The organism is Peribacillus deserti (assembly GCF_016909175.1).
Classification (GTDB): domain Bacteria; phylum Bacillota; class Bacilli; order Bacillales; family DSM-1321; genus Paraperibacillus; species Paraperibacillus deserti.
Map to the genome: position 1 here is coordinate 1 of NZ_JAFBFI010000037.1, position 14079 is coordinate 14079.

Consider the following 14079-nt stretch of genomic DNA (forward strand, 5'->3'; position numbering starts at 1 on the left):
CATGAGGACCGGAGTGAGGGAAGCTGACGAAGAGATCCGCCGGCCATCGCCATTCAGGACCCGGACACGGAAGTTAAGCTCTTAGCGCCGATGGTAGTTGGGGGATCTCCCCCTGTGAGAGTAGGACGCTGCCAGGCAAAGCGAAGATCAGCTGTATAGCTGGTCTTTTTTTGTGTTTTTTTTAAAACCGAAGGATATAAATAGGATGTAAGACTATTTGGAGATATAATTTTTAATCCAGCACACTATAAATCCACAGATTTAGGCATCATGGGATCCTTAAGGAATAGATCAGCTGACATTTTGAGAGATGAGTCTGGGAAGCATTCCTAGCAAGAGAACGTCAGAAAGTAACGTATTCAAAAGTGGCAGGTCAGGAACTTAACTTATTATTAAGAGGTGTTTATTTGAAAGATTTTACTATTAGATCAGAAACAGAAAGGATAATAATAAGACCCTTGAAGAGGGTTGATTATAGAAATTGGCTTAATGAATTTGAAAGTAGATTTCCATCACAAAATAGGCACGATAAAGGCAGGATTGATATGAGTGAATGTACAGAAGAATGGTTCGCCAATTTGGTGGCAAAACATCAAGAATTAGCATTAAATGATAAAGCACACATATTTGGTATTTTTAGAAAAGAAGACAATAAGCACCTTGGTATGATAGATTTTTCTACATTGTCTAGGGAAAAATTTTCAATGGGGAAGAATAGGTTACACAATACATAATCAACATTGGAAGAGTGGATACGGAAAAGAGGCAGTTGAAGAAGCATTAAATATAGCTTTTAATGACTTGAATTTTCACCGAATTGAAGCCCATATAAACCTTGATAATACTCCCTCAATTAGATTAGCAGAAAGTGTCGGATTGGAGTATGAATGTATAAGGAAAGGTTTTATATATGAGTTTGCTGAATGGACAGACCATTTAATTTATTTTCGAAACTCTGAATAACTGATTCCATTTAGGTGGCTTTAAGGAACAAGGGAACTCCATAGAATAGGGTTCCCTTGCTTTATTTCTTAAATCAACAAGATTGTTTAACATAGCTTCTTTTAAATAAGATCAGAAATACTTTAAAAAGCTGGCAGCTGTCGCAATTTTCAATGTTTTTTCAAGTTTTATTTTTAATTTGAGGATGGGAAAAAACAAAATTTTTAAGCCTCACATGTAACCCATCCACTCAGGCATAGGATGGTTCTCGGCACCGCCAACGGTCACCAGCCTAATCTCAGCTATCAGAGGTACACTTCCAGGCCCGAGCCCTGCAATTTACTCCGCCATAGATGATTCCCCTCAGCCCCGCTATTACAGGTTCTTAGGAAAGGCAGATGCCCTCCTGTACCCCCAGCGTTAAGACATTGACCGCTTACATATATGGATGTGTCTCATGCAGCCAGTGTTTTATTAGCTGCGGTCCTTTGCTTTCTGTGATGTGCAAGAAACTCTTAATGAATGCAAAGTCGGAATTAGGGGTGGTTTTAAGCAGATCCAGCCACCATTCCGTTTCATAACGGGCAATCATGCTAAGATTGTATAACAGCAGATAATGAATCAGTATTTCTGGCAGCATGAAGCATTTGGATTCTTTGTTAACAGATATTTGCAGCTGGGACGCTTCGTTATTCATGCGAAATACACCTTGATTAGAGAAAGAAATATTCTCTTGAAAGCCAAGTGCTAATTTTTCAGGGGATTCTGCCATGGTTATAGACATTCCTGCTTTTTGTGTAAGGAACTCTTTAAAGCGTTCAAATGGCATGTGGTAATGATCCAAGATTTCAGGCGTTAGATAATATGTATCCATCGCCTTCTCAAGAGGGAAATAATTATTTTCGTTATAGTAAGATAGAAATAACGTATTTAATTCTGGTACTCCCTGCAATAACTCCTTCATCACCAGTTTTTCTCCCTCCAGATGTTTCATGTGAAACATTTTTTCAGCAAAGTGAGTTAGGAGCCCGTTTTTCTGGATTTTGATTTCATCAAATATAAATTCATATTGCTGCTTTTTTCTTTTTCTAGCAGAGACTCCATGTGCTAAAACAGAAGTGGATTCGGGATATGAACAGTCAACGGTCAGAAGGCATGCTTTAATAAGCTGGCCATATCCATAAAAAAGCAGATTTGGTTTTATTGTTAGGGGTGCGATCTTAGCTTGTTCATAATAGTTTTGGGCATGTTCTATATAATAAATAAAAGGATAGCAGTTGTCATAGCATTTTGATTCACTGTTCGAAAATTCTTTTGCTTCATAGCATTTGCGTAAAAAAGATTGTGAATAAGAAGCAGAAAAGTATACGATAAAGTCATGCCAGGGGGATTGGTTAAGCACCAATATAAAAACCTCCAAGTAAATTGAAAAATCAAACATTTCTATTCTTTCTTGACAGTATTTTGTCCAATTGATAACCTACTAATAATATTTTTTAAAGCCTGGAGGGAACAAGATGTGGGAATCGAAGTTCGTTAAAGAAGGATTAACATTTGATGATGTTCTATTAGTACCTGCAAAATCAGATGTATTGCCAAAGGATGTTAACATTCAGGCGGCATTAACAGAAACACTGAAAATCAATATTCCGATCATAAGTGCAGGAATGGATACTGTTACAGAAGCTGAAATGGCGATAGCGATGGCGCGCCAGGGAGGCCTTGGCATCATTCATAAAAACATGTCGATTGAACAACAGGCTGAGCAGGTTGATAAAGTAAAACGTTCAGAAAGCGGAGTTATATCCGACCCATTTTTCCTTACTCCAGATCATCAAGTTTTTGATGCAGAGCATTTAATGGGAAAATACCGAATCTCCGGTGTTCCTATTGTGAATAATAATGATGAGTTAAGATTAGTAGGGATCATTACTAATCGAGATCTTCGATTTATCCAGGATTATTCAATTAAGATTTCCGATGTGATGACTAAAGAGAATTTAGTTACCGCTCCAGTTGGAACGAATTTGGAACAGGCAGAAAAAATATTGCAGAGATATAAAATAGAAAAACTTCCGCTCGTCAATGACGAAGGCGTTTTAAAAGGCTTAATTACTATAAAAGATATTGAAAAGGTTATTGAGTTTCCTAATTCAGCAAAGGATTCTCAAGGCCGTTTGCTTGCTGGTGCAGCAGTAGGGGTTACGAAAGACACGATGAAACGTGTAGAGAGACTTGTAAAGGCAAGTGTGGATGTTATTGTAGTAGATACCGCTCACGGACATTCACAAGGGGTTCTGGATACTGTTAAACAGATTAAAAAGGAATACCCGGATGTAAATATTATTGCAGGAAACGTGGCTACAGCTGAAGCTACACGTGCATTAATAGAAGCGGGTGCAGATGTAGTAAAAGTGGGCATCGGTCCTGGATCTATATGTACAACCCGTGTGGTAGCAGGAGTAGGGGTACCTCAGATCACGGCTGTCTATGATTGTGCTACTGAAGCACGGAAATATGGGAAGGCCATCATTGCAGATGGAGGAATTAAATACTCCGGGGATATCGTAAAAGCGCTGGCTGCAGGCGGACATGCTGTGATGCTTGGAAGTTTATTAGCGGGTGTATCTGAGAGTCCAGGGGAAACTGAGATCTTCCAGGGACGCCGATTTAAAGTATATCGCGGCATGGGCTCTGTTGCTGCCATGGAAAAAGGTTCAAAAGACCGATACTTCCAGGAAGATAATAAAAAGTTCGTACCAGAAGGAATTGAAGGCCGTCTGCCATATAAAGGACCTTTGTCTGATTCCCTATATCAGTTAATCGGCGGGCTGCGCTCAGGTATGGGATACTGTGGAACGAAAGATTTAACCGAATTGAGAGAAAATGCTCAATTCATCCGTATGACAGGTGCAGGACTACAGGAAAGTCATCCGCATGACATTCAAATTACGAAAGAAGCACCTAATTATTCAAAATTCTAAGCCTTTTTAACTAGATGAAATTTGGTAATATATACAAAGAAGACAGAGAGCTATCCTCTGTCTATTTTTTTACTTTTTTTTATGATAAACTAGAAAAAGTGAAAAAAATAGAATCATTCAATTGAAAGCTGGAGGTAAAGAAACTTGAAAAAAGTCAGCCAGATTACACTGATTTTGACCATGATGGTTGCTCTGATTGCATCGCAATTTTCTTTTCAAGCAAGTTCCGCTCATGCTGAAGATACACTTGGGTTAAAAGCAGAGGCTGCGGTACTTCTTGATGCAAAAACCGGGAAAATTGTCTATGAAAAGAATGCGGATGCTGTATTGGGTGTTGCCAGCATGTCAAAAATGATGGCGGAGTACAGTGTACTAGAAGCTATTAAGGACAAAAAGATTTCATGGGACCAAAAAGTAAAAATCAATCATTATGTTCATGAACTTTCAAAGGCTCCTGGTTTATCCAATATTGGATTGACTGAAGGCGAAGATTATACAGTAAAAGAATTATATGAAGCGATGGCGATCTTTTCTGGTAATGCTGCAACGGTTGCACTAGCTGAACTGTTAGCAGGAAGCGAAAAGAATTATATTAATTTTGCAAACAAAAAGGGTAAGGAACTTGGTCTAAAACATGCGAAGTTTGTAAATGCCAGCGGATTAAACAACTCAGACCTTATGGGCAGTCATCCTGCTGGAAATGAAACGGACGAGAACATTATGTCAGCACGTGACATAGCCATTCTAGCATTTCATTTAATCAACGACTTCCCTGAGTCTATAGAATATTCAAAAATTCCTAAACTACAGTTTCGTGATGGCGAAACATATCCTAACTTTAACTGGATGCTGCCAGGTTTAAACTATGAGTATAGTGGTGTAGATGGCTTAAAGACTGGTTCAACTGATTTTGCGGGATATTGCTTTACAGCAACGGCAGAAAGAGATGGACAGCGTTTCATTTCTGTCATTATGAAGGCAGATTCTAAGGATTCCCGTTTTACGGAGACTAAAAAACTATTAGACTATGGTTTTAGCAATTTCAAAGTAGAACAGCTTCTTCCTGCAAAATATCAGGTTAAAGGCAAGAAATCTCTTTCGGTAGATAAAGGCAAAGAAGACAGTGTCAAGATTGTAACTAAAGCACCGATTAAAATGATGATCAGAAATGGCGAAAAGAAAAACTATCAGCCAGCTCTAGTTTTGGATAAAAAGAAATTAAATGAAAACGGCGAATTGACAGCACCTGTCAAAAAAGGTGAAACAGTAGGGTACATAACTGTAAAACCAAAAGATGGCCAAGACTATGGTTTCTTAACGAAAGATTCACAGAAAACAAACAGAGTGGAAGTCGTTGCTGCAGAAGGTGTAGAAAAAGCTAACTGGTTCGTACTTTCCATGAGAGGCATCGGCAGTTTCTTTGGAGACGTTTGGAGCAATGCTGCTTCTACAGTAAAAGGCTTATTCTAAATCCACACAAACAAAGCGGTCTTAGGACTGCTTTTTTTCTTCTCAGCGCCTATTTTTGTATAAAAGTATTGCGTGTAGTATAAAATTGTAGTAAATTATCTAATAATCAAAGATTCGTTCAGAGCGATGACAGGAAACAGTAACAGGAATAACCGTTCTTTAGAGAGTCGGTGGCTGGTGAAAACCGACGGCGGTGCTTGTGAATCCATCCTGGAGCAGAGTGAGGAACCCCAATGCGGCTTTAAAGCTAAAGCATTGGCAAGTAATTACTTTCGGCATTAAAGCCGTTATCTATTTGAGGTGGAAAGCTGTATTTGCTTTCAACTAGGGTGGCAGCGCGGGTAACTCTCGTCCCTTTTTAGGGATGGGAGTTTTTTTATTTGCCGGCGGATTTTATAAACGTACAGGAGGACTTATAATGCTTGATATTAAATTCTTACGAGCCAATTTAGAAGAGGTTAAGGAAAAGCTTAAATTTAGAGGTGAAGATTTAAATGACTTTGATAAATTTGAGGAACTTGATCAGAGGCGCAGAGCTCTAATTGTCGAAACCGAAGACCTTAAAAGCAAAAGAAATGAAGTATCCCAGCAGGTTGCCGTTTTAAAGCGCGAAAAGAAAAATGCAGATGAGTTAATTGCAGAAATGCGTGAGGTTGGGGACAGAATTAAAGTATTGGATACGGAACTTAGAGATGTTGAGGCTGTCTTGGAAAACCTGCTTTTATCCATTCCGAACATTCCTCATAAAAGCGTGCCAGTAGGAGATTCTGAAGATGATAATGTGGAAATCCGCACGTGGGGCAGCATTCCACAATTTAAGTTTGAGGCAAAGCCCCACTGGGATCTTGCAGACGAATTAAATATTGTTGATTTTGAACGTGCTGGAAAAGTTACTGGAAGCCGTTTTGTGTTCTATAAAGGGCTAGGTGCCAGATTAGAACGCGCATTGGCCAGCTTTATGCTTGATTTGCACGTGGAAGAGCATGGCTATGAAGAAATTCTACCTCCATTTATCGTTAATCGTGCAAGTATGACAGGTACAGGGCAGCTTCCTAAATTTGAAGAAGATGCGTTTAGAATTGAAAGTGAAGACTATTTCTTAATTCCTACTGCTGAGGTGCCTGTAACCAATATGCACCGGGATGAAATAGTTGATGGAGAGGATCTTCCTATCAGTTATGCTGCCTATAGTGCATGTTTCCGTTCTGAAGCAGGTTCTGCAGGCCGCGATACCCGCGGACTGATCCGTCAGCATCAATTTAATAAAGTGGAGCTTGTAAAGTTTGTGAAGCCTGAGAATTCATACGAGGAGCTTGAAAAGCTTACAGGACATGCTGAGAAAGTTCTGCAGCTTCTTGGTCTCCCTTACCGTGTTTTAAGTATGTGTACAGCAGACCTAGGGTTCACTGCTGCTAAAAAATATGATATTGAAGTCTGGCTGCCGAGCTCCGAAACATACCGGGAGATTTCTTCTTGCAGTAATTTTGAGAGCTTCCAGGCTAGACGTGCCAATATACGCTTCCGGCGTGAAGTAAAGGGCAAGCCAGAGCATGTTCATACATTAAACGGATCTGGGCTGGCTATTGGGCGTACAATTGCCGCTATCTTAGAAAATTATCAACAGGCTGACGGCAGTGTCGTTATTCCAGAAGTGTTAAGACCATATATGGGCGGAAAAGAAGTAATCAAGCCATAATGATAAAAGGCAGCTCAGCGCATTGAGCTGCCTTTTATCATGCTGTTTAAAGTTCATTGTTGATTTTGGCACGGAGCGAAAGGTGCGACATATCACTTTATAAAAAAATAATTATTTACTTGACTTCGTCATCTGATCATTATATTATATTAAGTGTTGTTAATATTAATTCGGAGGTATACCCAAGTCCGGCTGAAGGGATCGGTCTTGAAAACCGACAGGGGTGTAAAAGCCCGCGGGGGTTCGAATCCCTCTACCTCCTCCATTTTTTAACTTAAACCACAGCGCATAAACATTGGAGATGTTTTAAATCCGCTACTCATTAATGGGTAGCGGATTTTTTAATATTCCTTTATAAATAAAGGCTGTTTTCGCAAACTTTGCTGTTATTGATCAAGGGGGTTGATTTCCACTACAGGATGCTCGCTTTCCGCGGGGCGGGCGCCTGAGCCTCCTCGCCTGAGCCTCCTCGGCTTCGCCTGTGGGGTCTCACCTGTCCCGCTGCTCCCGCACAGAAAAGCGGAAAGCGGTGCCTGCCCAACATATAATATTAAAAGCTCAGTGTTAATCCAAATAGATATAAAAAATTGTAAACAAAGTGGCAGGCAGAGACCCGACAAGCATAAGACTAGCCGGCTGTGGGGAGTGCTTTTCTCCCCATAGCCGGATTGGCTTATGACTCGAGGGTCTCAGCTTGTAGCTGGATCAAGGAGTCTCGCACCTTACGTTCCAATCAACCTGTTTAACAATAGGATAGGTTCACAAAACTTATTAAAAAACAACAATCTTTTAGAAAAGAGCCTAAATAAAAAAGTGACGCTGCATCCTCATTCAGGCAGCGTCACTTTTTTATACTTTTACTCGAAGCTTTCGTGTCTGGTGTAGAAAAGAAGCTATCCTTTCAACAATAGGCTCAATTGAATCTTCGTTATTTACTAAATCATAATCGTTGATGTTTAAGCGAAGGACAGGGCAAGCATTAAAATGGTTAATCCAATCTTCATAACGGGCATGCATCTCTTTCCAGTATTCTATAGGTGTCTGCTGTTCCATTGGACGCCCGCGCACTTGAATGCGTTCGAGGATATCATCTAATGATCCTTCGATATATATTAATAGATCAGGATGCGGGAAATAAGGAGTTAAAACCATTGCCTCAAAAAGACTGGTGTAGGTTTCATAATCCACCTTATTCATTGTGCCTTTTTCATAATGCATTTTAGCGAAGATGCCAGTATCCTCATATATAGAACGATCCTGGACGAACCCGCCGCCGTACTCAAATATCCTTTTTTGCTCTTTAAAGCGCTCAGCAAGGAAGTAAATCTGCAGATGGAAGCTCCAGCGTTCAAAGTCATTATAAAATTTATCTAAATAAGGGTTTGTGTCTACTTTTTCAAAAGATGTGCGGAAATCCAGCGCGTTAGCAAGCGCGTTTGTCATGGTCGATTTACCGACACCGACAGTACCCGCTATAGTAATCACCGTATCATTCGGGATTTCATATTTTTTTCGTAGGTTCATGCTTATAAACTCCTTTTTGAAGCTCGTTCTCGATTTGGGAAAGGATATAATCCAGATCTTCTTTTTTATTTACAAAATCCAGTTCGTCTCCATTAAAACGCAGTACAGGGATTTCTGGATGAAGCTTTTCAAATTGACTCATAAAATGGTCATAATCTAAAGAAAGCTGTTTTAAATATAGAGGACTGATGTTCTTCTCGATATCTCTGCCGCGCTTTTCAATTCTTGCAAGCAATGTATCAAGACTTGCATTGAGATAGATGATCATGTTAGGCACAGGCATATCTGATGTTAAAATATTATAAATATCCAAGTACTTATCGTATTGGTTAGTTTTTAAGGAACGCTGGGCAAAAATGAGGTTTTTGAAAATATGGTAATCAGCGACAACTGCCTTGTCACGGCTTAAGTAATCCTCATGAATATCCTCAAGCTGTTTATAACGATTACACAGGAAAAACATTTCTGTTTGAAAGCTCCACTCATCTATATTCTCGTAGAACTTTCCTAAAAAAGGATTCTCATCAACGATTTCTTTCAATAGCCCAAAGCTGAAATGATCTGAAATGATCTTTGCCAGAGATGTTTTACCCACACCAATAGGACCTTCAACCGTGATAAATGGTGTGTAATTCATGAAACGTATCCCCTCCATATATAATAAGACAAAAATTATGTCTAAATATGTAAAAACATACAACAAGAGATATTTTAACACAGAGGAAGGTATAAAGGAGAAGTTTATTTTTGGAATTAAGGGAGTCCTGGCATTCATGGAAGGGATTTTATATAGTTTATGTAATATCTGGTGCTTTTAACATCATGTTTCATTTATAATATTTTATTGATTAATTAAAGAAAAATGAGTTTCTACACTAGTATTTACCTTAAGGATCATATGAAATAAACTATAAAAAGCCTTTATTTAAGGAGTCAAATAATGACAGAAGATGAAAAATTCATGAAGCTGGCCATTGAAGAAGCTAAAAAAGCAGAAGAAATTGGTGAAGTACCAATTGGAGCTGTACTTGTGCTAAATGGAGAGATTATTGCAACGGCATACAATTTAAGAGAAGATTTACAAAGTGCCATCGCTCACGCCGAACTGATGGCTATAGATAAAGCATGTAAAAAGCTTGGAACATGGCGTCTCGAGGACACGGTTCTCTACGTGACGCTTGAACCTTGCCCCATGTGTGCCGGCGCTATCATTCTTTCCAGGGTTAAAAGAGTAGTGTATGGAGCTGATGATCCTAAAGCGGGATGTGCTGGTACGTTTATGAATATTCTTGAGGACCAAAGATTTAATCATCAAAGCGAGGTAACTTCCGGGGTTTTAGCGAAAGAGTGCGGCGATCTGCTGACTGCCTTTTTCAGGTCTCTAAGAGAAAAGAAGAAGGAAGATAAACGAAGGAAAAAACAGCTGTGCTCAACAGAAGATACAGAATTTAACAGACATTAAGCATTGATTTTTCATTAAAAAGTAGGTATACTTGTATTTACCGTGCTAGGCGGGGAGGTAGCGGTGCCCTGTACTCGCAATCCGCTCCAGCGAGGCTGAATTCCTTTTCACGGTTAATATATTGCAGGGTCTGCCTTAAGTAAGTGGTGTTGACGTTTGGGTCCTGCGCAATGAGAATCCATGAACCATGTCAGGTCCGGAAGGAAGCAGCATTAAGTGGAACCTCTCATGTGCCGCAGGATCGCCTGGACTGAGCTAACTGCTTGAGTAACGCTTGTGATTGTTAATCAACAAAAGGTGCACGGTATGACTACATACCATTTGAAACTCATCCCATTTAAAAGTGGGGTGAGTTTTTTGCTATGGTTCTTACATTTATACAGCGCTTTATGATTGAATTTCTTTTTATTGGTTTTTTGAAAAAAGGAAAAATAATAAGTTATAATGATATTAAGACAGTAAAAAAGGGGAGTTTAACGTGGGATATCAAGCATTATATAGAGTTTGGAGGCCGCAGTCTTTCATTGATGTTGTAGGCCAGGGACATGTGACCAAAACCTTGCAGAATGCCCTCGTTCAGCAAAAAATCTCCCATGCTTATTTGTTTTCGGGACCCAGAGGAACCGGTAAAACCAGTGCAGCCAAAATCCTTGCCAAAGCTGTGAACTGCGAGAAAGGGCCGGCTGCAGAACCATGCAATGAATGTCCTTCATGTACGGGAATAACCGACGGATCCATACCCGACGTCATTGAAATAGATGCTGCTTCGAATAACGGAGTAGAAGAAATAAGAGATATTAGAGATAAAGTAAAGTACGCACCAAATGCAGTAAAGTTTAAAGTCTATATTGTGGATGAGGTCCATATGCTGTCGATCGGCGCATTCAATGCTCTTTTAAAAACCCTTGAAGAGCCGCCGCGACATGTCATTTTTATCCTCGCAACAACCGAGCCGCACAAAATTCCCTTAACGATTATTTCTCGATGCCAGCGTTTCGATTTTAAGCGGATTGGTTCAAAAGAAATTGTAGGAAGAATGAAGCAGATCACCCTTGAAACAGATGTACCATGCAGTGACCAGGCTATGAATATTATTGCCAGAGCAGCAGAGGGTGGAATGCGTGATGCTTTAAGCCTGCTTGATCAGGCTATTTCATTTAGTGAAGGTGAGGTAACCGAGGAAGATGCTCTGACGGTTACAGGAGCTGTATCGCAGGCATTCCTTACGAAGATTGCCCAGGCCATACACGAACAAGACGTGGGCAAAGCGCTTGATCTTCTAGAAAGGCTGCTTTCTCTAGGGAAAGATCCATCTCGTTTTCTCGAGGATATGATTTTTTATTTCAGGGACATGCTCTTATATAAGACAGCACCTGGATTATCAGAGGCTCTCGAGCGTGTGTGGATTGATGAGGATTTTAAAAATCTGGCTGATGCATTACCGCCTGAAGGTTTATACAGTATGATTGAAAGCTTTAATAATACCCAGCAGGAAATAAAGTGGACCAATCATCCGCGAGTTTTCATTGAAGTTGCACTAGTCAAGCTTTGCCATAAGGCAAGTGCTTCTCCCGGAGAGGGATATTACCAGGAATTATTACAGAAAATAACCTCACTTGAAAATCAGGTGCAGGAACTGAAAGAAAAAGGGATTTCAATCTCGGCAGAAGCAAAAACAGCTTCACAGCCGAAGCCCCAAAGAACCGCCAAAAAACAATTCAAGGCTCCTGTAGGAAAAATAAATGTCATCTTAAAAGAAGCGACTAAGCAGGATTTACATGCGGTAAAAGGGCAATGGGGCCAGATGCTGGAATTGCTGGTCAAACAGCAAATGAAATCTTCAGTTGCTCTGCTAAATGATGCAGAACCAGTAGCTGCCTCATCAGACGCTTTTGTGGTAAAATTTAAATATGACATCCACTGCCAAATGGCTATGGAGAATTCTCGTTTTGTAGAGGCACTTGGAAGTATCATTCAGCAGACGATTGGAAAGCGCCTGGCGATGGTTGGGGTGCCGGAAGATCAGTGGGTGAAGATCCGTGAAGATTTCCTTTCATTACAATCCAATGATATGCCTGATACCAAGCAGGAAGAAGATCCCTTTATAGCTGAAGCTAGAAAGCTTGTTGGCGATGAATTATTAGAAATTAAAGATTAATTGGAGGCTGTTATTATGATGCGTGGAAACGGAAATATGCAAAACATGATGAAACAAATGCAAAAAATGCAAAAGAAAATGGAAGAGGCTCAGGCAAACCTTGGCGATGAAAAAATTGAAGGTACAGCTGGCGGAGGTATGGTCACTGTTGTCGTTACCGGCCATAAAGAAATTGTTGAAGTAAATATAAAACCAGAAGTTGTAGATCCGGATGATATTGAAATGCTTCAAGACTTAGTGTTAGCTGCAACGAATGATGCTCTTAAGAAAGCAGATCAGCTTGCTAATCAAACAATGGGGCAATTCACAAAAGGACTAAACCTTCCTGGAATGTTCTAGGAGGATGATCTATGCATTACCCCGAACCGATTTCTAAACTGATTGACAGTTTTATGAAGCTGCCGGGCATTGGACCAAAAACTGCGGCCCGGCTGGCTTTTTTTGTTTTAAATATGAAGGAAGATACCGTTCTGGACTTTGCTAAGGCTTTGGTGAATGCGAAACGAAATTTAAGCTATTGCTCTGTCTGCGGCCACATTACAGACCAGGACCCTTGCTATATTTGCGATGACCAGCGGAGAGACCGCAGTATTGTATGTGTTGTTCAAGATCCCAAAGATGTAATTGCGATGGAAAAAATGAAAGAATACACGGGACTTTATCACGTTCTTCACGGCAGTATCTCTCCTATGGATGGAATAGGCCCGGAAGACATTAACATTCCTGATTTACTAAAAAGACTGCAGGATGAAACGATTAAAGAGGTCATTCTGGCAACTAACCCTAACATTGAAGGGGAAGCAACCGCCATGTATATCTCAAGGCTCCTTAAGCCGTCTGGAATAATAGTCACCCGAATTGCCCACGGACTCCCGGTTGGTGGAGACCTCGAATATGCGGATGAAGTAACTCTGTCCAAGGCCATGGAAGGCCGAAGAGAGGTATAGTGAATTTTAGCAGGGAGGTCAAACTGTGTTCTTTCGGCGAAAAGGATGGCTGCGTAAAGAATATGACCAACGTCTTATTGATCAGCTTGAAGAATTAAAAAGAAGTTGGTTAAATCAAAAAGCCCTCTTGGAAAAAAGTGTGGATCCATCCCATGATATTGTCTGCAGGACAAAAATTGCTGAAGCGAAATATTTCTACTTATTTAAAGAAGCAAAAAAAAGACAAGTTAAATTAAAATGGTAACGACCATGTATGGTTCTTCAATATACCTCACCTGCATATGCTATGTAGTACAAGCATAAAGTAGGGAGGTGTTTTTTAATGGAACCAATTGCATTTGTAGCTGTGATCGGAAGCCTGATTATTCTTTTACTATTAATAGGGACTCCCCTTAAGCCCCTGCGCTGGATAGGACAAGCTTGCATCAAACTAGTGATCGGAGCCCTTTTTTTATTTTTTTTAAATGCTGCCGGAACAAAAATCGGACTTCATGTACCAATCAATCCTGCCACCGCGTCAGTAGCTGGGTTCTTAGGAGTCCCGGGTGCAGTGGCCTTAGCAGCTATTGAGTATTGGATATTATAGAGATATAACAATTAATTAGAAGAGCTGCTATTCGTCAGCTCTTTTTTGTTTTTAATTAAAGAACCGAATATGAAAAGTTGATTAAGTTATTGACTTTTATTATATATGTTGGTATTATAGATTTTGTCGCTGAAACGCTGACATAAACGAAATAAAAAAGTTGTTGACAAATTAGATGCGGAAATGTTATTCTAATAAAGTCGCTTCTGACACACTTGCTCTTTGAAAACTGAACGAAACAAGACGCCAAGCGTATTTTTCTTTCGAGAAAATACAAAAACAAGTTTTAAACTTTTAAGAGCTATATCAA

Annotated in this window: 12 protein-coding genes, 1 tRNA gene, 1 other RNA gene, 1 pseudogene and 1 other annotated feature; of the genes and pseudogenes, 12 read left to right on the top strand and 3 right to left on the bottom strand. The window is 39.9% G+C overall.

The window, feature by feature from the left end; genetic code table 11:
- The first annotated feature begins 407 nt into the window (after positions 1-407).
- A pseudogene (locus tag JOC77_RS20410) lies at positions 408-963 on the top strand (GNAT family N-acetyltransferase).
- Between the two features lie 415 nt (positions 964-1378).
- Here JOC77_RS20410 and JOC77_RS20415 read toward each other — a convergent pair.
- Positions 1379-2344, bottom strand: coding sequence for a YaaC family protein (locus JOC77_RS20415; RefSeq protein WP_338047259.1), 966 nt, complete (start codon positions 2342-2344; stop codon positions 1379-1381).
- Between the two features lie 115 nt (positions 2345-2459).
- Between JOC77_RS20415 and guaB the strand changes: the two genes are divergently transcribed.
- The 4 genes from guaB to JOC77_RS20435 all read left to right on the top strand — a co-directional run bounded on the left by guaB (position 2460) and on the right by JOC77_RS20435 (position 7357).
- Complete coding sequence (guaB, locus tag JOC77_RS20420) at positions 2460-3926, top strand: IMP dehydrogenase (RefSeq protein WP_204548209.1); 1467 nt, start codon at positions 2460-2462, stop codon at positions 3924-3926.
- Between the two features lie 144 nt (positions 3927-4070).
- Positions 4071-5396, top strand: a complete 1326-nt coding sequence (locus JOC77_RS20425) for a serine hydrolase (RefSeq protein WP_275585096.1) — start codon at positions 4071-4073, stop codon at positions 5394-5396.
- Between the two features lie 117 nt (positions 5397-5513).
- Positions 5514-5755 (top strand) — a binding site (T-box leader).
- Between the two features lie 59 nt (positions 5756-5814).
- On the top strand, positions 5815-7092 hold the full coding sequence (serS, locus tag JOC77_RS20430) for a serine--tRNA ligase (RefSeq protein WP_204548212.1): 1278 nt from the start codon (positions 5815-5817) through the stop codon (positions 7090-7092).
- A gap of 172 nt (positions 7093-7264) precedes the next feature.
- Positions 7265-7357 (top strand) — tRNA-Ser (locus JOC77_RS20435).
- Between the two features lie 584 nt (positions 7358-7941).
- Here the strand turns inward: JOC77_RS20435 and JOC77_RS20440 are convergent.
- Together JOC77_RS20440 and JOC77_RS20445 are read right to left on the bottom strand one after the other, a co-directional pair.
- Positions 7942-8616 (bottom strand): deoxynucleoside kinase, encoded by a 675-nt coding sequence (locus JOC77_RS20440; RefSeq protein WP_204548215.1) that lies wholly within the window; start codon positions 8614-8616, stop codon positions 7942-7944.
- The gene (locus JOC77_RS20445) at positions 8594-9253 is read right to left on the bottom strand and encodes a deoxynucleoside kinase (protein WP_204548230.1); all 660 of its coding nucleotides are present in this window, start codon (positions 9251-9253) and stop codon (positions 8594-8596) included. Before JOC77_RS20445 ends, JOC77_RS20440 begins: the two co-directional genes overlap by 23 nt.
- A 303-nt stretch (positions 9254-9556) precedes the next feature.
- Here JOC77_RS20445 and tadA point away from each other — a divergent pair, with 303 nt between their 5' ends.
- The 7 genes from tadA to JOC77_RS20480 all read left to right on the top strand — a co-directional run bounded on the left by tadA (position 9557) and on the right by JOC77_RS20480 (position 13769).
- On the top strand, positions 9557-10078 hold the full coding sequence (gene tadA, locus JOC77_RS20450; protein WP_204548233.1) for a tRNA adenosine(34) deaminase TadA: 522 nt from the start codon (positions 9557-9559) through the stop codon (positions 10076-10078).
- A gap of 40 nt (positions 10079-10118) precedes the next feature.
- Positions 10119-10383: signal recognition particle sRNA large type (gene ffs, locus JOC77_RS20455), an RNA gene on the top strand.
- Between the two features lie 173 nt (positions 10384-10556).
- Positions 10557-12236, top strand: a complete 1680-nt coding sequence (gene dnaX, locus JOC77_RS20460; RefSeq protein WP_204548236.1) for a DNA polymerase III subunit gamma/tau — start codon at positions 10557-10559, stop codon at positions 12234-12236.
- A 15-nt stretch (positions 12237-12251) separates the two neighbouring features.
- Complete coding sequence (locus JOC77_RS20465; RefSeq protein ID WP_204548239.1) at positions 12252-12575, top strand: YbaB/EbfC family nucleoid-associated protein; 324 nt, start codon at positions 12252-12254, stop codon at positions 12573-12575.
- An 11-nt stretch (positions 12576-12586) separates the two neighbouring features.
- The gene (gene recR, locus JOC77_RS20470; protein ID WP_204548242.1) at positions 12587-13183 is read left to right on the top strand and encodes a recombination mediator RecR; all 597 of its coding nucleotides are present in this window, start codon (positions 12587-12589) and stop codon (positions 13181-13183) included.
- Positions 13184-13208: 25 nt separating this feature from the next.
- Complete coding sequence (locus JOC77_RS20475; RefSeq protein WP_204548245.1) at positions 13209-13427, top strand: DUF2508 family protein; 219 nt, start codon at positions 13209-13211, stop codon at positions 13425-13427.
- A gap of 78 nt (positions 13428-13505) precedes the next feature.
- The gene (locus JOC77_RS20480) at positions 13506-13769 is read left to right on the top strand and encodes a pro-sigmaK processing inhibitor BofA family protein (RefSeq protein ID WP_204548248.1); all 264 of its coding nucleotides are present in this window, start codon (positions 13506-13508) and stop codon (positions 13767-13769) included.
- Positions 13770-14079 lie beyond the last annotated feature (310 nt).